A 16896-nucleotide genomic window follows, 5' to 3' on the forward strand; every position below is an offset into this window, starting at 1 on the left:
CGGGCTGATGCGGGGCCGAATTGGTACAGACCGGATAACGTCCCTGTCACACCGTGTGCGCGTCGGCCGCCGAGAGCGCCTGGTCGAGGATCGCCAGACCCTCCTTGGCCTCGGCCTCGGTGACGTTGCACGGCGGCACCACGTGCAGCCGGTTCATGTTGGTGAACGGCCACAGACCGCGCTGCTTGCACGCCGCGGCCAGCTCCGCCATCGGAGCGTTGGCGGCGCCCGCCGCGTTGTACGGGACCAGCGGCTCGCGGGTTCCGCGGTTCCGCACCAGCTCGACGGCCCAGAAGACGCCGAGGCCGCGCACCTCGCCGACGGAGGGGTGACGCTCCGCCAGCTCGCGCAGGCCGGGACCGAGGACGTCCTCGCCGATCCGCCTGGCGTTGCCGACGATGTCCTCGGCGGCCATGGCGTTGATGGTCGCCACGGCGGAGGCGCAGGCCAGCGGGTGGCCGGAGTAGGTCAGCCCGCCGGGGAAGGGGCGCTCGGCGAAGGTGGCCGCGATCTTCTCACTGATCGCCACACCGCCGAGCGGCACGTAGCCGGAGTTGACGCCCTTGGCGAAGGTGAGCAGGTCCGGCACGACGCCCCAGTGGTCGGCGGCGAACCACTCGCCGGTGCGGCCGAAGCCGGCCATGACCTCGTCCAGGATGAGCACGATGCCGTGGCGGTCGCAGATCTCGCGGACCCCGGCCAGGTAGCCGGGCGGGGGGACCAGGATGCCGGCCGTGCCGACCACGGTCTCCAGGATGACGGCGGCCACGGTCTGCGGGCCCTCGAAGGCGACGACCTGCTCGAGGTGGGCCAGCGCGCGCTCGCACTCCTGCGCCTCGTCCTCCGCGTGGAAGTTGGAGCGGTACGGGTACGGACCCCAGAAGTGCACGACGCCGGAGGTGCCCGTCTCGTTGGGCCAGCGGCGCGGGTCGCCGGTCAGGGCGATCGCGTTGGCGGTGGCGCCGTGGTACGAGCGGTAGGTGGAGAGAACCTTCTGCCGGCCCGTGTGCAGCCGGGCCATCCGGATGGCGTTCTCGTTGGCCTCGGCGCCGCCGTTGGTGAAGAAGATCTTGTTCAGGTCGCCCGGCGTGCGCTCGGCGATCAGACGCGCGGCCTCGGAGCGGACGTCGATGGCGAAGGCCGGCGCGAAGGTGCAGAGCTTGGCGGCCTGCTCCTGGATCGCGGTCACGACCTTCGGGTGCTGGTGGCCGATGTTGGTGTTGACCAGCTGCGAGGAGAAGTCGAGGTAGCGCTTGCCCTCGTAGTCCCAGAAGTAGGAGCCCTCGGCCCCGGCCACGGCGAGCGGGTCGATCAGCGCCTGCGCGGACCACGAGTGGAAGACGTGGGCGCGGTCAGCTGCCTTGACCGCCTGCCCGGCTGCGGGGTCTGGGGTGATAGTCATGCAGCTCAGGCTAGGGAGCGGGCCCGTCCCTCCGACAGCCACAGTCTGTCTGCCGATCTCCGCCGCAGGCGACAGCCTGTCAACTCGGCCACAGCCCGCGCATCCTGCCCGAGCGCGGGCTGTACTCCACCCTCAGCCGACTGCCCAGCGGAAGCTGCTCCCACTGCGTCCGTGCCACCTCGAAGGAGGCGCGACGGCGGCCGCGGGCCGTCGGGCTCCGGTCGGCGTCGGAGCCACAGGAAGGCCGCTCCCCACAGCGCCCCGGCGACCGCGACGCCCACGCACTGGACTCACACCGCCCCCACCCCCGTAGGGGACGGTACTCACGCCCCCAGCGACATGGAATACGTCAGGAACCCGGTCGTGGTTGCGTAGCGGTCGTAGACGGACCGGGCGCGGTAGTTGTTCTCCGCGGTGCGCCAGGCCAGCGTGGGCCAGCCCTGCTGCTCACCGATCCGGCGCAGCTCGGCGAAGAGCGCGTCCACGGCGCCGGAGCCACGGTGGGCCGGGTCGACGAAGAGGTCGTCGAGGAACCCCCGGGTGCCGCGCAGCGGCGAGTCCTCGGTGCGGTAGTGCGCCAGGCCCACCGGGGTGCCGTCGGCGGTGCGCGCCAGCAGGCAGTCCGTCATCCGGTCCGGGTCGAAGAACCAGGACCAGGACTCCGCGATCCGATGGTCCGTCAACTCCACATGGTAGAAGGCGGCGTAGCCCAGGAAGAGCGCACGCCAGCGCTCGAAGTCCGCCTCGGTGGGCGGACCGACGGTGAGGTCGGCCATCGCGGTCAGCCCCGTTCCAGACGCTCGGTCAGCCGGGCCTTGGCGGCCGGCCACTCCTCGGCGAGCAGGGAGAAGTAGACGCTGTCCCGCCAACTGCCGTCCGCGCGCCGCCGGTGGCGGCGCAGCACGCCCTCGCGGGTGGCGCCGAGGCGGGCGATCGCCTGCTGGGAACGGGTGTTGAGGTGGTCCGTCTTGAGCTGGACCCGGCCCATGCCCAGATCCTCGAAGGCGTGGGTGAGGAGCAGCAGCTTGGCCTCGGTGTTGACGGCGCTGCGCCAGTGGGCGCGCGCGTACCAGGTCCAGCCGATCTCCAGGCGCTCGTCCTGCGGGGCCATGTCGAGGAAGGTGGTCCAGCCGACGGGCTGCCCGCTCTGCTGCAGCACCACCGCGAAGGCCACGTAGCCGGGGTCGGCCAGCAGGCCGGCGGCCAGGTCGCGCAGCTCCTGCTCGGTGCGCGGGACCGGCCCGAGCCAGCGGAACACCTCCTCGTCCGCACCGAGCGCGGCGTGCAGCCCGGGCACGTGGTCGAGAGTGAGCGGCTCCAGCCGCACGTGGCGGCCCTGGAGCAGGACGGGGGCGGGTGTCTTCGCTGCCATGATCGGAACGGTAGCCGCACTTTGCACTAGAAGCAAGGGAATTCTGCACTAGTACAATCAGCGGGGGAGGGGCCGCGAAAAGGCCCCACCGCCTGGCGGCAACGGTGGGGCCTGTGCGCTGACGGGCCGTCAGATCAGGGAGTGGATCTGGATGGTCTCGGTCCGGCCGGGGCCGACGCCGATGGCCGAGATGCGGGTGCCGGAGAGCTCCTCCAGCGCCTTCACGTACGCCTGCGCGTTCTTGGGGAGATCCTCGAAGGACTGCGCCTTGGTGATGTCCTCGGACCAGCCGGGCAGCTTCTCGTAGATCGGCTTCGCGTGGTGGAAGTCGCTCTGCGAGTACGGCACTTCCTCGACCCGCTTGCCGTCGATCTCGTACGCGACGCAGACGGGGATCTCCTCCCAGCCGGTCAGCACGTCCAGCTTGGTGAGGAAGATGTCGGTCAGGCCGTTGATCCGGGTCGCGTAACGGGCGATCGGCGCGTCGAACCAGCCGCAGCGGCGGTCGCGACCGGTGGTCACGCCGCGCTCCCCGCCGATCCGGCGCAGCGCCTCGCCGTCCTCGTCGAACAGCTCGGTCGGGAAGGGACCCGAGCCGACGCGGGTGGTGTACGCCTTGAGGATGCCGATGACCCGGTCGATCTTCGTGGGGCCGATGCCGGAACCGGTGCAGGCACCGCCGGAGGTCGGGTTGGACGAGGTCACGAACGGATACGTGCCGTGATCCACGTCCAGCAGGGTGCCCTGGCCGCCCTCCATCAGGACGACCTTGCCCTGCTCCAGCGCCTGGTTGAGGATCAGCGCCGTGTCCGCCACGAACGGGCGCAGCTTCTCGGCGTAGCCGAGGTATTCCTCCACCACCAGGTCGGCCGGGACGGCACGGCGGTTGTAGAGCTTGACCAGGATCTGGTTCTTGTCGTTGAGCGCCGACTCGACCTTCTGCCGCAGGATGCTCTCGTCGAAGAGGTCCTGGACCCGGATGCCGACGCGGTTGATCTTGTCCGCGTAGGCGGGGCCGATGCCGCGCCCGGTCGTGCCGATCTTGCGCTTGCCCAGGAACCGCTCGGACACCTTGTCGATGGTCCGGTGGTAGGGCGTGATCAGGTGGGCGTTGCCCGAGATCAGCAGCTTGGAGGTGTCCACGCCGCGGTCCTGGAGACCGGCGAGCTCGGAGAGCAGCACGGCCGGGTCGATGACCACGCCGTTGCCGATCACCGGGACGCAGTTCGGGCTGAGAATGCCGGAGGGAAGCAGGTGCAGGGCGTACTTCTGATCGCCTACGACCACCGTGTGACCGGCGTTGTTGCCGCCCTGATAGCGGACCACGTAGTCGACCGAGCCGCCGAGAAGGTCAGTCGCCTTCCCCTTGCCCTCGTCTCCCCACTGAGCGCCGACCAGCACGAGTGCGGGCACAGGCGTACACCCCTTTCGGGCGGGGCACAACTCACGGCGGAAGGCCGCCGTGGGGCCCCGGATAGACCAAGCCCCTGGCGCAAAAGCGCAAGGGGCTCTTACGCCAAGAGGTTACCCGAGGAAGGACCGCGGTGTCGGCGACGCGTTCGGAGGGCGAGACTGTGTTGGCGCTGGTCTCTCCGGCAGCGCTGGCCGCGGACGCGGAATCGGTCCGGATCGCCCGCGACGTGCTCGGCGCCTCGAGCCAGCTCAAACTGGCCATCTGCCGGGACCCGGCGGACCTCGGGCGCGCCCTGGAGCGGCGCGGCCGGCGGCGTGCGGTGGTGATCGGGGACGACCGCTTTCTGCAGCTTGTCGTTCAACTCCTGTACCAGCAGACGACTCTGGCCGCGGCCCCGGTGGGCGTGGTCCCGGTGGGCCGCTCCGCGGACCTGACGGTCAGTCGGACGCTCGGCGTCCCGGCGGGCGCGGCGGAGGCCGCCCGCTCGGCGGCCCGGGGGCCGGGCCGGGCGGTCGACCTCCTCGTCGACGACACGGGCGCCGTGGCCCTGGGCGGGGTCCGCTGTTCGCCACGAGCGAACAGCGCCTCCGGCGGTTGGTGGACCCGCTGGATCAGCCGCGCCGAGGCCTGCCGACTCGGCGTCGAACTCGACGGGCGGCCGTTGGCCCCGGTGAAGGGCCTCGCGGTCTCGCCTGGGGTGGGGGGCCTGGCGGACGTCCTGCTGCCGGGTCAGGTGCGCGCCCGGGCCCAGCGGGTGAGGGTGATCGGGCCGTTCACCTGGCAGGGCCTGATGCCCGGCCCGGTCGTCCCCGAACGCACGTGGGAGGTCCTGCCCGGCGCCCTGACACTGGCCTGAACTCGCATCGCCCCTCAGGGGCGGTGCAACTACAGCTCGACGAGGAGTTCTTCGAGGCCCCGGATCACGTAGCCCGGCTTCCACCGGGGCTCCGCCGCCAGCTTCAGATGCGGGGCCTGCCGGAGGACGGACGCGAAGGACGCGTTGAGTTCGAGGCGGGCCAGCGGGGCGCCCAGACAGAAGTGGATGCCCGCGCCGAAGGTGATGTGGGGGTTGTCCGCGCGGGCCAGGTCCAGGCGGTCGGGGTTCGCGAACCGCCGCTCGTCCCGGTTGGCGGAGCCGAACAGCAGGGCGATCTCGCTTCCCCGGGGGATCACCTGGCCGTGGAGTTCGACGTCGTCCAGCACCCACCGCTCGAACATCTGCAGGGGCGTGTCGAACCGCATCAACTCCTCGATCGCCACGGCCAGTTCGGCCCGGCGGAAGGCGTCCACCGCGTCCTCGCGGAACAGCGTCCACCAGCCGTTGCCCGTCGTGTTCACGGTGGCCTCGTGTCCCGCGTTCAGCAGCAGGACGCAGGTGGAGATCATCTCCTGCTCGCTGAGCCGCGAGCCGTCCTCGTCGTCGTGGGCCGCGATCAGCGCGGAGACCAGGTCCGTCGAGGGCGCCGCCCGGCGCTGCGCGATCAGGCCGCGCAGGTACTCGGTGAACTCGATGCTCGCGCGCACGGCGCGCCGGGCCGCCTCCTCCGAGGGGTTCAGCTCGAACATGCCGGTGATGTCCGCCGACCACGGCCGCAGCAACCGCCGGTCCGACTCCGGGACGCCCAGCATCTCCGCGATCACCGCCACCGGGAGCGGCTCGGCCACCCGGGCGACCAGGTCGCCCCCGCCGTCGGCGACCAGGCCCGCGACGAGCTCGTCCGCGAGCCGCTCGACCACCGGGCGCAGCGACTCGACCATCCGCGGCGTGAACGCCTTGCTGACCAGCCGTCGGATCCGGGTGTGGTCGGGCGGTTCGAGGTCCAGCAGGCCGTTGCCGTTGAGCACGTGGAAGGGCTCGTGCTCCGGGGGCGGGGGCGTCCGGCCGAACTCCTCGTGGGTGAACCGGTGCAGGTAGGTGCGTCCCAGCCGGCGGTCCCGGAGCAGCGCGTTGACGTCCTCGTAGCGGGAGACCAGCCACTGGTCACTGGGCTCGAAGTACACCACCGGGGCGTGCTCGCGCAGCTGCGCGTAGGCGGCGTAGGGGTGCGCGACGAACTCCGGGGACCACGGATCGAACAAGGCAGCGGCGCGGCTCATGACCGCACTGTACCTACCCCTCCCGCGTCCCGATATGGACGGTTCCGCCCTCCTCGCGCACCCGGTAGCGGGCGAGCGGGGCGGTCGCCGGGCCCTGGAGCACCTTGCCGGTCGCCGCGTCGAAGCGGGAGTCGTGGCAGGGGCAGACGAACGCGCCGTCCCTGGGCGCGTTGACCGTGCAGCCGGCGTGGGTGCACACGCCGGAGAAGGCCACGTACTCCCCGGCCCGTGGCTGGCAGACGAAGACCGGGTCGCCGCTGCCGGCCGCGGTGGTACGCACCCCGCCGCCGACCGGGACCGACGACGCGGGCACGCTGCCCACCGGCTGGGCGTCCTGGGACGACGGCTGACCGACCGTCAGCGGCGGTCGCCGCCGGGCCGTGAAGGCCCCCGCGAGCAGCCCGAAGCCCGCGACCGCGAGGGCGGCGATGGCGCCGTCCAGCAGCAGCTGCCGCCGCCCGCCGGAGGCGGCGTGCTGACGGGCGATCAGCTGGTCCAGCGACAGCCACGGCGTCCCGGCCAGCAGCAGCGGCAGCCAGGCGACGAGATACGCGAGGTCATTGCCGAGGAAGTACGGGTGCACGTGGAAACTGACGCTCAGCCAGAGCACCAGGCTGAGCACCGCTCCGCCCGCGGCGGCCAGCCGCCCCCACAGGCCGAGCAGCGTGCCCAGGCCGACGGCCAGCTCACCGAAGGCGACGGCCAGCGCGGCAGCGGTGGGCGCGTGCCCGGCCGCCGCCAGTACGCGGCCGATCGGGCTCTCGAAGCGGGCGGCCTGCAGTTGCCCGAGGAAGGACGCCGGATCGTCCGCCCCGGCGAGGTAGTGCGGGTCGGCGAGCTTGTCCAGCCCGGCGTAGACGAAGGTGCCGCCGAGGAAGAGCCGCAGCGGCAGCAGGGCGTGGCGCGTGTCCATGGTGGTTCCGGTCCCGGTCAGTCGGCGGACGTGCTGCCGCCCGTCGCGGCCCTGCAGAAGTCCCGGGCCGCACCGGACAGTTGCGGACAGAGCTTCGCACGCGCGGAGTGGTCGTGGTAGTTGACGTTCCAATAGCTCACCATGCCGGACACGCAGAGCGGCTGCTGCCACGCCCGGCCGCGCAGACACTGTGCCCCGGTCCAGCCGGGACGGTCGATGTTGTACTTCATCAGCCGCGAGCCGGTGCCCATGGTGCAGGAGTTGCGCCCCGCCGAGCTGGGCGCCTGGCGGCACCAGTCGAGCGCCTGGACGAAGCTCTCCGGATGGTCCGCGTAGTCGTGGCTCTGCAGGAAGTACACCGGGGCGTAGAAGTAGCAGGCGCTCTGGTAGCCGGCGGGCTGCTCGGGGCACGGGTAGAGCGGCTCGCGGGCCAGCTTGCCCGCGGGGAGTTGAGCGAGCGCGGCCGGATCGCTCTCGTCCGGCTCGAAGAGCTGCATGAAGATCCCCTCCGAGCAGGCCACCGCCTGGTAGACCTGCGGGAAGCGGTCGCACAGCGCCTCGGCCCCGGACACGTCCAAGTGCGAGACGAACATCGCACCGTGCCCGATGCCGTGGATGCAGGAGGCCGTCTGCTCGGGCGCGCAGAGCGTGGTGACGGCGGTGACCGGGTTCGGGCTGGACGCCAGCTTCTCCTCGACGATGCCGTGCAGGTAGCCGGAGCCGCAGACGTCGTTGCGGTACGAGGCGGCCTTGGCGAAGTTCCCGTGGTACTTCACCAGGGCGGCATGCCCGAGTTCATGGGCGACCGGGTGGCAGAAGCGCGTGGTCAGCGGCTGTGCGCGGGTGATCCGCTCCAGGTCGGCGAGGGCCGCGGCCGGATCGGTCGCGTTCAACTCGGCGACCAGGTGGTCCCGCAGGGTGCTGAGGGTCCACGGACCGGAGGCGGACGGTGACGGCCGCGGCGAGGACGTCCCGGGCGCGGCGGGGGGGAGCGCGGTGGCGCTCGGCGCCGGCACGGCGACGACGGCCGCGGCGCTCCACGGCGTGGTCGCCACCGCCCAGACGCCGGCCAGGTACAGCAGCAGGGCCGCCACCAGGGCGAGCGGACGCGTCATGGTTCCCCCGTCGAGCCTGATCCGTCGCACAACAGGACTGTTCGTACGGCGTGACGGTTCCCGCCGGAACCTGAGTGCTCCCCGGGTTCACTCATCCGGAGCAGACGGGGCGGATGACAGACTGCAGGTATGACGATGCACCAGAACCTGCTTGGCGGACCGGAACCGACGCGCCTTCCGGAGGACGAGGCGCCCTACCGGATGATGGCGGAGCAGTCGGCGTCCCCCGTACAGGTGGCGGCCGAGTTCCCCGCCTTCTCGCTGGCGTGGGCACAGCTCGCGGACGAGGCGTTCGCGGCCGGCCGCGTGGTGGAGTCCTACGCCTACGCCCGGACCGGCTACCACCGCGGGCTCGACCAGCTCCGGCGTGCGGGATGGAAGGGCCACGGCCCGATCCCCTGGGACCATCGGGGCAACCGCGGCTTCCTGCGGTCGCTGGCGGCGCTGGCCCGCGCGGCGGGCGCGATCAACGACTCGGAGGAGTCGGAGCGCTGCTGGCAGTTCCTGAAGGACAGCAGCGAGGCGGCTTACGCCGAGCTCAAGGACTGAGAGCGCCGGGTGCGCGAGAGACCACGCGGGGAGGTCCGGCCGCCTCTGCGGATCGGACCTCCGCGCGTGGTGTGTTCTCGCGCTGGGGCAGCCCCCGCCCCCGACGGGGCGTGCCTGAGCGCTACTTGATCCGGTTGCCCGCGGAGCGGAGGACCTTGGTGGCCTCGACGACGCGCGCGGCCATGCCGGCCTCGGCGAGCTTGCCCCAGGTGCGGGGGTCGTAGGTGTTCTTCTTGCCGACCTCGCCGTCGACCTTCAGCACACCGTCGTAGTTGCGGAACATGTGGTCCACGACGGGCCGGGTGAACGCGTACTGCGTGTCGGTGTCGATGTTCATCTTGACGACGCCGTTCTCCAGCGCCGTGGCGATCTCCTGGTCGGTCGAGCCGGAGCCGCCGTGGAAGACGAAGTCGAAGGGCTCGGTCCTGCCGTAGCGCTCGCCGACCGCCTTCTGGATGTCGCCCAGGATCTCCGGGCGCAGCACCACGTTGCCGGGCTTGTAGACGCCGTGCACGTTGCCGAAGGACGCGGCCAGCAGGTAGCGGCCCTGCTCGCCCAGGCCCAGGGCCTCGGCGGTGCGGAAGGCGTCGTTGACGGAGGTGTAGAGCTCGTCGTTGATCTCGTGCGAGACGCCGTCCTCCTCGCCGCCGGTCGGGGTGATCTCGACCTCGAGGACGATGTGCGCCGCCTTGGCCAGGGCGAGCAGCTCCTTGGCGATGGCCAGGTTGTCGTCCAGGGTCTCTGCGGAGCCGTCCCACATGTGGGACTGGAACAGCGGGTTCTCACCGCGGGCGACGCGCTCCGCGGAGAGGGCGAGCAGCGGGCGGACGTAGCCGTCCAGCTTGTCCTTGGGGCAGTGGTCGGTGTGCAGCGCGATGTTCACGTCGTACTTGGCCGCCACGATGTGGGCGAACTCGGCGAGCGCGACCGCACCGGTGACCATGTCCTTCTTGTGCTGCCCGCCGAGGAACTCGGCACCGCCGGTGGAGATCTGGACGATGCCGTCGCTCTCCGCCTCGGCGAAGCCGCGCAGCGCGGCGTGCAGGGTCTGCGAGGACGTCACATTGATGGCCGGGTAGGCGAACTTGCCTGCCTTCGCCCGGTCCAGCATCTCGTTGTAGACCTCAGGCGTTGCGATGGGCATACGAATCCGCTCCTGTCGGGTGGCGACTACGGGCAACGCGGCCATTCTCGCACTACCCTCTTCCGGCGAAAGTCAGCCGGTATCGAACAACTCAAACGGGTGCAAGTCAGATGTTCGGTGCCATGAATCCCCAAACCCACGGGCATGCCTGAAGCGGAGAGCCGTCACTGACCGACCGTCAGTCTGCGAAGGGACCCGTTTTGCGCCGGACCGCCATCCTCCTCGCGCTCGGCGCCCTGCTGGCCGGCGCGCCGGCGGCCCTCGGGCCGGTCCCCACCGCCACCGCGGCCGGCTGCGCCGCCGTCCGCGCCCTGGCCGCCCCGGTCGCCACCCCCGCCGCCGCACTGAGCCTGCCCCCGCAGGCGCCGCTCGGGCTGTGGACCCGGGCGCGGCTGACGCTTCGTCAGTCCGGCACCGTCCGGCTGGCCGTGCGCACCCGCGGGTTCAGCACCGTCTCGCTCGCCCTCCAGCGGTGGACCGGAACCCACTGGGCGGACCTCCCGGCAGGGCACCCCGACGGCTTCCCCACCTCGGACACGTTCAGCTTCTCGGCCCCGCGCGGTGCGGTCGCGCTGCGGCTCAAGGACGTCGACCGCCCCGGCTCACTCCGCATCACCCCGAGCGTGGACCGCGCCTCCGGTCCCACCGCCGCCACCCGGGTCACCCGCCCGGCGGTCCGGCTGCAGGGCTGGCCCCGCCAGGCCGCCCTGCGGCGGGGCGGCGCCCCGCTGGTGTTCACCCTGACCGTGCACAACACCACCGACCGCCGCTACCCCGACGTCGGCGTCCTCTTCTACGCGTCGGCCCAGTCGGGGGAGACGTATCTGACGGCCCGTGAGCTGACGCTGGAGCAACTGGTGGGCGGACGCTGGATCCGGCTGCCGCTGGCGAGCGGGTGCGATCCCGGGCTGGCCGTGGCGCTGCGCCCGCTCTCCGGTCGGTCCCTGGCTCCGGGCGCCACGGCCGGGTACCGGCTGCGGCTGCGGCTCGCGGCGGCCACGCCCGCCGTCCTGCGGCAGGCGGACGCCGGGCTGGCGCTGTCGGTGGACGGGGACGACTTCGCCTCCTTGAGCCTTCCGTTCACGCTTCGCTGACCGGAGGCTCATCCGCGCACGTTAGTCTGCGCGGGTGAGCCAGAACCTCGCCCTGAACCTCCTCGACGCCAAGTCCCTGATCGGCCAGCTCGGGACGGCGGGCCTGCTCGCCATCGTCTTCGCCGAGACCGGCCTGCTGATCGGCTTCTTCCTGCCCGGCGACTCGCTGCTGATCCTGGCCGGCGTCGCCGCGTCCAGCGCCGGGCCGGCCGTGCTCGGCACCCGGATGCCGATCGGCGTACTGCTGGTGGCCACCCCCCTCTGCGCCATCGCGGGCGCCCAGTTGGGCCACCTGCTCGGCGCCAAGGCAGGAGCGAAGCTCTTCGACCGGCCCAACTCCCGCCTCTTCAAGCGGGAGCACGTGGACAAGGCGGAGACCTACTTCAACCGCTTCGGCCCGGCGAAGGCGGTCGTCCTGGCCCGCTTCATCCCGGTGGTGCGCACCTTCCTCAACCCGGTCGCCGGGACGCTGGAGATGCCCGCTCGGACGTTCCTGCTCTGGAACGTGGTCGGCGGCGTGGTGTGGACCGAGGCGATGCTGCTGATCGGCTACAAGTTCGGCGACTCGATGGCCCCAGTGATCGACAAGTACCTGATCCCGGCGATGGCCCTGATCATCCTGGTCTCGCTGTCCCCGGTGATCGTGGAAGTGCTGCGCAACCGCAGGTCCGGCGGCGGCGCGACGGCGGGCCCGGCGGAGGCCCCGCGGCAGCCGGTCGGCAGCGGCGGGCGCCACCGCAAGCGGTGACGCCCGGCCGCCGCGGGGGGCTCTGACGGAACGTCAGAGCCCGAGGGTCGTCAGAGCCCGAGCGAACGTCAGAGCCCGAGGTCGTCCAGCTGGTAGGCGGCCAGGTACGGCAGCCCGGCCTCGGCGATGGCCGGAGCCGCGCCGCGCTCGACGATGACCGCCACGGCGACCACCTCGCCGCCGGCCTCGCGCACGGCCTCGACGGCGGTGAGCGGCGAGCCGCCGGTGGTGGAGGTGTCCTCGACGACGAGCACGCGGCGGCCCTTGACGTCGGTGCCCTCGATCCGCCGCTGCATGCCGTGCGCCTTCTGCGCCTTGCGCACGACGAAGGCGTCCAGCCGCGAGCCGCGGGCGGCGGAGGCGTGCAGCATCGCCGTGGCCACGGGGTCGGCCCCGAGGGTCAGCCCACCGACCGCGTCGAACTCGAGGTCGGCGGTGAGGTCCAGCATCACCTGCCCCACGAGCGGCGCTGCCGCGCCGTCGAGGGTGATCCGCCGAAGGTCGATGTAGTAGTCCGACTCCAGCCCGGAAGAGAGTGTCACCTTGCCGTGGACCACGGCCTTGTTCTTGATCTCTTCCAGCAGCTCGTCACGAAGGTTGCTCATGAGGCTCCAGCCTACGGCCCCCTCGGGGGCGCGAGGATCCCCCACCCTTCGGGCGGGAAGGGCTCCCACCGCGGGCAACCACCCACCAGGGAGGTTCGTCCCGCACCTGGGGCCCGGAGCTCCCCGAGTGGTGGGCTGCTCCCGCCCGCGCGGCGGAGCCGCACATGTCTCCAGCCTCGCGCCCCGAAGGGGCGTGCGGCCCCTGATGGGGGTCACCAGGTCCAGGTCATCGTCGCTTCGAGGGGGTCGATGGGGGTGACCAGGTGGGGGTGGGTGTTCAGGCCGTTGGGGGGACCCGTCTGCGGTTCGACGCACAGCGCATCGGCCTGGGCGTCGTACACCACCACGTACGTGCAGTCCGCGCTCACCGTCAGCGCGAACTCGTCCCCCCACCGGAGCGTGGCCTCCACCCCGTCGGGCATGCCGAAGCAGTCGTCCCACGGCCCCTCCGTGGGCCGCACCCGGCGGCCCGTGGGCAGGTGGTCCCGGCCCCGCTCCTCCTGCCACGCGGGCGCGAACTCCAGGTCCGCCTCCGGGCCGTCGGGCCTGAGGCGCCGGCGGAACCACGGGTGCCAGCCCACCTGCGCCGGAAAGGAGTCGAGGCTGGCCTCCACAGCCAGGGTGGTGCGCAGCGAACGCTCCGTCAGCTCGAAGATCTGGGTGATCCGCCCCGGATACGGCCACGGCCGGGCCAGGTCGGTGAAGAACGCCGCCGACGAGGCCGTCGCCGGGCCCGCCGCGGACCAGCGCGAGCGGATCGCCGTGCCGTGGATGGCGTGCGGCGGGGCGTCCACCGGCAGCTGGTGGCGGAAGGGTCCGTTGTTCCAGCGGCCGCGGTCCACCCGGCCGGCCCAGGGGGCCATCGGGAAGGACCCGTAGCTGAAGATCCGGTAGTCGTCCTCCCCCACCGGCTCGGTCCGCAGCAGCTCGGTGCCGCCGACGCGGAAGCCGACGACGCGGCAGCCCTCCGTCGGAAGGACCGTCAGTTCGGCGTCCCCGGCGTGGAGTCGGACGGCGGTCGCGGAGTCGGGCACGACGGCGACCTCACCGGCGCCGCAGGGCGCGGGCCAGGACGACCGCACCGCCGACCAGCGCGACACCGCCGACCAGCCACGGCGCACGGCTGCGCGCGGACGGCGGCAGCGGGGGTTCGCCGAGGCGTCGCGCCGGGGCGTCCCACAGCGCGGAGGCGCGCGAGCGGGTGCTGCGCGGCGGGAGCGCGGGGGCGTAACGGCCGCGCGGCGGGGCGTGGTCGACCTCCTCCGCGCTGCGGCCGACGATGCTGCGGCGGCCCGACTCGCCGACCGGCTCCTCGATCTCGATGAGGTAGTCGATGTCGTCCTCGCTGCCGTCCGCGAGTTCGGCCAGCGCGTCGGCCCGCACCTCGCCGTCCTCGTCCGAGCCGTCGTCCACCTCGTCGTCGGCCTGCCCGTCCGGGTCGTCGTCCGCACCGGCGAGGAGGTCGGGGAGCTCGGTCAGCTCCAGCAGTTGCGCGTCCTCGTCGTCGCCGAGCGGGAGCGGAAGCTCGGGAACGGCGGTGATCGCCTCGGGGTCCTCGGAGAGCGCGGTGAAGAAACGGTCCAGCAGGCGGCGGGCGGCCTGGTCCACGGCCTTGCCGTCGAGTTCGGCGATCCGGCCCTCGCCGGTGAAGCCGGCGTCGGCGCGGACCACCGTGGAGACCGGGCCGTCCTCCTCGAGGCGCAGCCGCAGCGTTCCCACCACGCCGCCGTCCCCCACCGACTGACGGCCCGTCAGCTGGAAGAAGAGCTCGTCCGGGTCGTCCAGCGCGCGCACCTCACCGCGGTAGGTGATGGTGGCGCCGCCGACACGCAGCTTCAGCCGTCCTGCCAGCAGCGTGCCCTCGGGCGCGGTGCGCTCCGGGGTGAACCCCTGCAGGCAGCGGGCCAGCAGCTCGGGCCGACCCAACGACTCGCGCAGGGCCCCGGGGGACAGCGGAACCAGAACCGAGTGCTCCATGGTCAGGGAGCCTACCCATCCGCACGCCCGGCACGCCGGTGAACCGGCGTGGATCGCCGCGGGTCAGCGCGGATGCAGCAAGGTGGTGACGTGGGCTCCCGGCCCGGGAGGCCGCAGCCGGGCTCCGGCGGGCAGCGGCGGCGTGCCCTGCCGTTCCCGGCCGGCCAGCAGCAGGCCCCACTCGGGGCTGCCGTCGCACCGGTCCGGGCCGGAGGGCACGGCGTAGGCGACGCTGTGCAGTCCGAGGGAGCGCAGGGTGCGGTCCGCGTCACGGTAGCCGGCGGCGGCGGGGTCTCCGGCGTCGACGACGAGGCGGCCGCCCGGTGCGAGCACGCGGGACACCAGTCCGTAGAACTCCTGGCTGTAGAACTTGCGGCTCTGGTCCTGGGCCGGGTCGGGCAGCTGTGCGACCACCAGGTCGTAGGAGCGGTACTGGCGCGGGGCGGTGCGCAGCCAGTCGAAGGGGTCGGCCGTCGCGGTGCGCACCCGGGGGTCGTCCAGGGCCCGGCGGTTGAGCGCGGTCAACCGCCGGTCGGTGCGCGCCAGTTGGAGCACCGCCGGGTCGCTCTCGACGACCGTGACGTGCTCGGTGCGCGGGTCGGCCAGCAGGCTCGCGGCGACCGTTCCGTCTCCGCCGCCGAGGACCAGCACCCGCAGCCGGCGTCCGGTCAGCCGGGACAGCGCCGGGCCCAGCAGCGCGTCGAGGTAGCGCGGGCGGTCCGCGGAGCAGAGGCGCAACTGCCCGTCGAGGTACAGCCGCAGCGGGCGGCCGGAGCCGGCGCGGTCGGCGGCGCCCGCACGGTCGTCGCCGCCGCTGAGCACGATCTCCTGGTAGCCGCTCTGGCGGCTGGCGAGTACCGAGGAGCCGTAGAGGCTGGTGCGCGCCGCCCGCTCGAAGGCGCCGGACAGGGCCCAGGCCAGGCTCAGCGCCAGCACCACCGTCCCGCTGAGCATGCACAGCAGCAGCCGGGTGCGCGCGGGCGGCTCGGCGCCGAACAGCCAGAGCGCCACCAGCGTCCCAGCGCAGGCGTTGACGGTCCCGGTCAGCAGCGCCCCGTCCAACTGCCCGACGGTCGGCAGCAGCAAGAAGGGGAAGGCCAGGCCCCCGACCAGCGCGCCGACGTAGTCGGCGGCGAAGAGGTCGGCCACGGCGCGGCTCGCGTCCTGACGGCGGATCCGCTGTATCAGCGTCATCAGCAGCGGGATCTCCGCTCCGATCAGCAGCCCGATCAGGGCGGCCACCACGACCAGCGCGGCCTGGTAGTGGCCGATCCAGACGAAGCAGCCGTAGAGCGCGATCACGCTGAGGCCGCCGGACAGGGCCAGGGCGCTCTCCACCACCGCGAAGGCGGTGGCCGCGCGCCGGGTGAAGTGCTTGGCGAGCAGGGAGCCCAGGCCCATCGCGCAGACCATGACCGAGAGCACGACGCTGGCCTGGGTGACCGAGTTGCCCAGCAGGTAGCTGCCGAGGGCGACGAGTTCGAGCTCGTAGACCAGCCCGCAGGCGGCGCAGACGAAGGCGGCGAGCAGGACCGCCCAGCGGCCGGCGCGCGGCCCGCGCGACCGCCCCCGGAGCCCGGTCCGGACCGGGCGCGGCGGGGCGCTCCGCTCGTCGTCCTTGATCACATACAAACGCTAGGTGAACCCTTCGCCGGCTCCCGTCCCCCGACCGACGGCGTGTCACGGGCGCCGGATTGACGTTCCGCACGCCTGTGCGGGCGCAGCGTCGAGCGGGTGCAGACCAGCTGGCCTTCCTGCGGGTAGGCGTGCCAGGTCCGCCAGTGCACCGCGGCGTCCTTGCTCTCCCCGCCGCCCGCGACCAGCGCCGTGAAGGCGTTGGGGTCACCGGGGAAGATGCCGGCCAGCGCATGCGGGTGGTGCTCGACCAGCGCGAGCAGCTCCTGGGCCCGGACGGCGAACTGAGCGGCCGTCAGCTGCTCGATCCGCGCGGCGAACTCGTAGTCCCAGCGGTGCATCCGCTCGGCGACCCGGGCCGGCAGCGGCGTGCGCCGCCCGGGCAGGCAGGCGACCGTCTCGGAGTGCCGGTCGCCCAGGATGACCTGGTGGGACGCGCCGAGCAGGCGCAACTCCAGTTCCACCGCGCCCAGTCGCAGGTCGAGCACGGCCAGTGCGGGCAGCCTCTCGCTGCCCAGACACCACGCCAGGTCACCGGCCCGGGTGTCGGTATAGGTGGTGTGCAGGGTGGTGAGCATTCGGGGCTCCGCGTCAGGCCGCCGCCACGGCCGGGATCTTGGGGGACTCATCAGCAGGGAAGCACGAATACCCGCCCCCCCGTGGGCATTTACCCAATCTTCCGGCCTGCGCCGGTCTCCGGGGATAGCCTTCCTGAATTCTCCAGAATTTGTCCGAGCCCGTTTCGAACACCGCCGTTGACGTGGGCCGACCTCTCGCAGAAACATGACAGAACGGCCCGGAATCGATTCCGGGCCGCCTGTCACGTGCCAC

At 72.5% G+C, this 16896-nt stretch carries 17 protein-coding genes and 1 pseudogene; 4 read left to right on the top strand and 14 right to left on the bottom strand.

Annotation, left to right across the window (positions count from 1 at the left end; all coding sequences use genetic code 11):
* Window positions 1–46: 46 nt before the first annotated feature.
* From ACFP3V_RS20735 to ACFP3V_RS20750, 4 genes are all read right to left on the bottom strand, one after another.
* Complete coding sequence (locus tag ACFP3V_RS20735; RefSeq protein WP_380585590.1) at window positions 47–1402, bottom strand: aspartate aminotransferase family protein; 1356 nt, start codon at window positions 1400–1402, stop codon at window positions 47–49.
* A gap of 323 nt (window positions 1403–1725) precedes the next feature.
* Window positions 1726–2178 (bottom strand): GNAT family N-acetyltransferase, encoded by a 453-nt coding sequence (locus ACFP3V_RS20740; protein WP_380585592.1) that lies wholly within the window; start codon window positions 2176–2178, stop codon window positions 1726–1728.
* A gap of 5 nt (window positions 2179–2183) precedes the next feature.
* Window positions 2184–2774, bottom strand: coding sequence for a GNAT family N-acetyltransferase (locus ACFP3V_RS20745; protein WP_380585594.1), 591 nt, complete (start codon window positions 2772–2774; stop codon window positions 2184–2186).
* Between the two features lie 129 nt (window positions 2775–2903).
* The gene (locus tag ACFP3V_RS20750; RefSeq protein ID WP_380585596.1) at window positions 2904–4187 is read right to left on the bottom strand and encodes an adenylosuccinate synthase; all 1284 of its coding nucleotides are present in this window, start codon (window positions 4185–4187) and stop codon (window positions 2904–2906) included.
* A 131-nt stretch (window positions 4188–4318) separates the two neighbouring features.
* Between ACFP3V_RS20750 and ACFP3V_RS20755 the strand changes: the two genes are divergently transcribed.
* On the top strand, window positions 4319–5044 hold the full coding sequence (locus ACFP3V_RS20755; RefSeq protein ID WP_380585598.1) for a diacylglycerol kinase: 726 nt from the start codon (window positions 4319–4321) through the stop codon (window positions 5042–5044).
* A 29-nt stretch (window positions 5045–5073) separates the two neighbouring features.
* Here the strand turns inward: ACFP3V_RS20755 and ACFP3V_RS20760 are convergent, their stop codons facing one another.
* From ACFP3V_RS20760 to ACFP3V_RS20775, 4 genes and pseudogenes are all read right to left on the bottom strand, one after another.
* Window positions 5074–6285: a cytochrome P450 gene (locus ACFP3V_RS20760; RefSeq protein WP_380585599.1), complete on the bottom strand. Its 1212-nt coding sequence runs from the start codon at window positions 6283–6285 to the stop codon at window positions 5074–5076.
* A gap of 13 nt (window positions 6286–6298) precedes the next feature.
* A complete protein-coding gene (locus ACFP3V_RS20765) occupies window positions 6299–6607 on the bottom strand; it encodes a QcrA and Rieske domain-containing protein (RefSeq protein WP_380585781.1) in 309 nt (102 codons plus the stop codon).
* 171 nt (window positions 6608–6778) lie between these two features.
* A pseudogene (locus ACFP3V_RS20770) lies at window positions 6779–7198 on the bottom strand (DoxX family membrane protein); the annotation flags it as partial.
* A 17-nt stretch (window positions 7199–7215) separates the two neighbouring features.
* Entirely contained in the window at window positions 7216–8313 is a 1098-nt protein-coding gene (locus ACFP3V_RS20775; protein WP_380585601.1) for a hypothetical protein, read from the bottom strand.
* Window positions 8314–8442: 129 nt separating this feature from the next.
* Here ACFP3V_RS20775 and ACFP3V_RS20780 point away from each other — a divergent pair, with 129 nt between their 5' ends.
* Complete coding sequence (locus ACFP3V_RS20780) at window positions 8443–8862, top strand: DUF3151 domain-containing protein (protein WP_380585603.1); 420 nt, start codon at window positions 8443–8445, stop codon at window positions 8860–8862.
* Window positions 8863–8983: 121 nt separating this feature from the next.
* On the opposite strand, the gene fbaA is transcribed toward ACFP3V_RS20780, so the two are convergent.
* Window positions 8984–10006: a class II fructose-bisphosphate aldolase gene (fbaA, locus tag ACFP3V_RS20785; protein ID WP_380585605.1), complete on the bottom strand. Its 1023-nt coding sequence runs from the start codon at window positions 10004–10006 to the stop codon at window positions 8984–8986.
* Window positions 10007–10206: 200 nt separating this feature from the next.
* Here fbaA and ACFP3V_RS20790 point away from each other — a divergent pair, with 200 nt between their 5' ends.
* Complete coding sequence (locus ACFP3V_RS20790; RefSeq protein WP_380585607.1) at window positions 10207–11100, top strand: hypothetical protein; 894 nt, start codon at window positions 10207–10209, stop codon at window positions 11098–11100.
* 34 nt (window positions 11101–11134) lie between these two features.
* A complete protein-coding gene (locus tag ACFP3V_RS20795) occupies window positions 11135–11848 on the top strand; it encodes a DedA family protein (protein WP_380585609.1) in 714 nt (237 codons plus the stop codon).
* A 68-nt stretch (window positions 11849–11916) separates the two neighbouring features.
* Here ACFP3V_RS20795 and pyrE read toward each other — a convergent pair whose 3' ends face one another.
* From pyrE to ACFP3V_RS20820, 5 genes are all read right to left on the bottom strand, one after another.
* Entirely contained in the window at window positions 11917–12453 is a 537-nt protein-coding gene (pyrE, locus tag ACFP3V_RS20800) for an orotate phosphoribosyltransferase (protein ID WP_380585611.1), read from the bottom strand.
* 212 nt (window positions 12454–12665) lie between these two features.
* Window positions 12666–13487 carry an aldose epimerase family protein gene (locus ACFP3V_RS20805; protein WP_380585613.1) on the bottom strand — a complete coding sequence of 274 codons (822 nt, stop codon included), beginning with the start codon at window positions 13485–13487 and terminating at the stop codon, window positions 12666–12668.
* A 10-nt stretch (window positions 13488–13497) separates the two neighbouring features.
* Window positions 13498–14430 (bottom strand): CoxG family protein, encoded by a 933-nt coding sequence (locus ACFP3V_RS20810; RefSeq protein ID WP_380585615.1) that lies wholly within the window; start codon window positions 14428–14430, stop codon window positions 13498–13500.
* A 63-nt stretch (window positions 14431–14493) separates the two neighbouring features.
* Entirely contained in the window at window positions 14494–16056 is a 1563-nt protein-coding gene (locus ACFP3V_RS20815; protein ID WP_380585616.1) for a polyamine aminopropyltransferase, read from the bottom strand.
* On the bottom strand, window positions 16053–16643 hold the full coding sequence (locus tag ACFP3V_RS20820) for a DUF2617 family protein (RefSeq protein ID WP_380585618.1): 591 nt from the start codon (window positions 16641–16643) through the stop codon (window positions 16053–16055). Before ACFP3V_RS20820 ends, ACFP3V_RS20815 begins: the two co-directional genes overlap by 4 nt.
* Window positions 16644–16896: the final 253 nt, after the last annotated feature.

The sequence above is a fragment of the Streptacidiphilus monticola genome (assembly GCF_042658505.1).
Classification (GTDB): domain Bacteria; phylum Actinomycetota; class Actinomycetes; order Streptomycetales; family Streptomycetaceae; genus Streptacidiphilus; species Streptacidiphilus monticola.

Excerpts from the sequence above, each read along its gene's own strand:
- ACFP3V_RS20760 (WP_380585599.1), bottom strand. The coding sequence starts at position 6,285 with ATGAGCCGCGCCGCTGCCTTGTTCGATCCGTGGTCCCCGGAGTTCGTC.
- ACFP3V_RS20735 (WP_380585590.1), bottom strand. The coding sequence starts at position 1,402 with ATGACTATCACCCCAGACCCCGCAGCCGGGCAGGCGGTCAAGGCAGCT.
- ACFP3V_RS20810 (WP_380585615.1), bottom strand. The coding sequence starts at position 14,430 with ATGGAGCACTCGGTTCTGGTTCCGCTGTCCCCCGGGGCCCTGCGCGAG.
- pyrE (WP_380585611.1), bottom strand. The coding sequence starts at position 12,453 with ATGAGCAACCTTCGTGACGAGCTGCTGGAAGAGATCAAGAACAAGGCC.
- ACFP3V_RS20740 (WP_380585592.1), bottom strand. The coding sequence starts at position 2,178 with ATGGCCGACCTCACCGTCGGTCCGCCCACCGAGGCGGACTTCGAGCGC.
- ACFP3V_RS20745 (WP_380585594.1), bottom strand. The coding sequence starts at position 2,774 with ATGGCAGCGAAGACACCCGCCCCCGTCCTGCTCCAGGGCCGCCACGTG.
- ACFP3V_RS20775 (WP_380585601.1), bottom strand. The coding sequence starts at position 8,313 with ATGACGCGTCCGCTCGCCCTGGTGGCGGCCCTGCTGCTGTACCTGGCC.
- ACFP3V_RS20780 (WP_380585603.1), top strand. The coding sequence starts at position 8,443 with ATGACGATGCACCAGAACCTGCTTGGCGGACCGGAACCGACGCGCCTT.
- ACFP3V_RS20820 (WP_380585618.1), bottom strand. The coding sequence starts at position 16,643 with ATGCTCACCACCCTGCACACCACCTATACCGACACCCGGGCCGGTGAC.
- fbaA (WP_380585605.1), bottom strand. The coding sequence starts at position 10,006 with ATGCCCATCGCAACGCCTGAGGTCTACAACGAGATGCTGGACCGGGCG.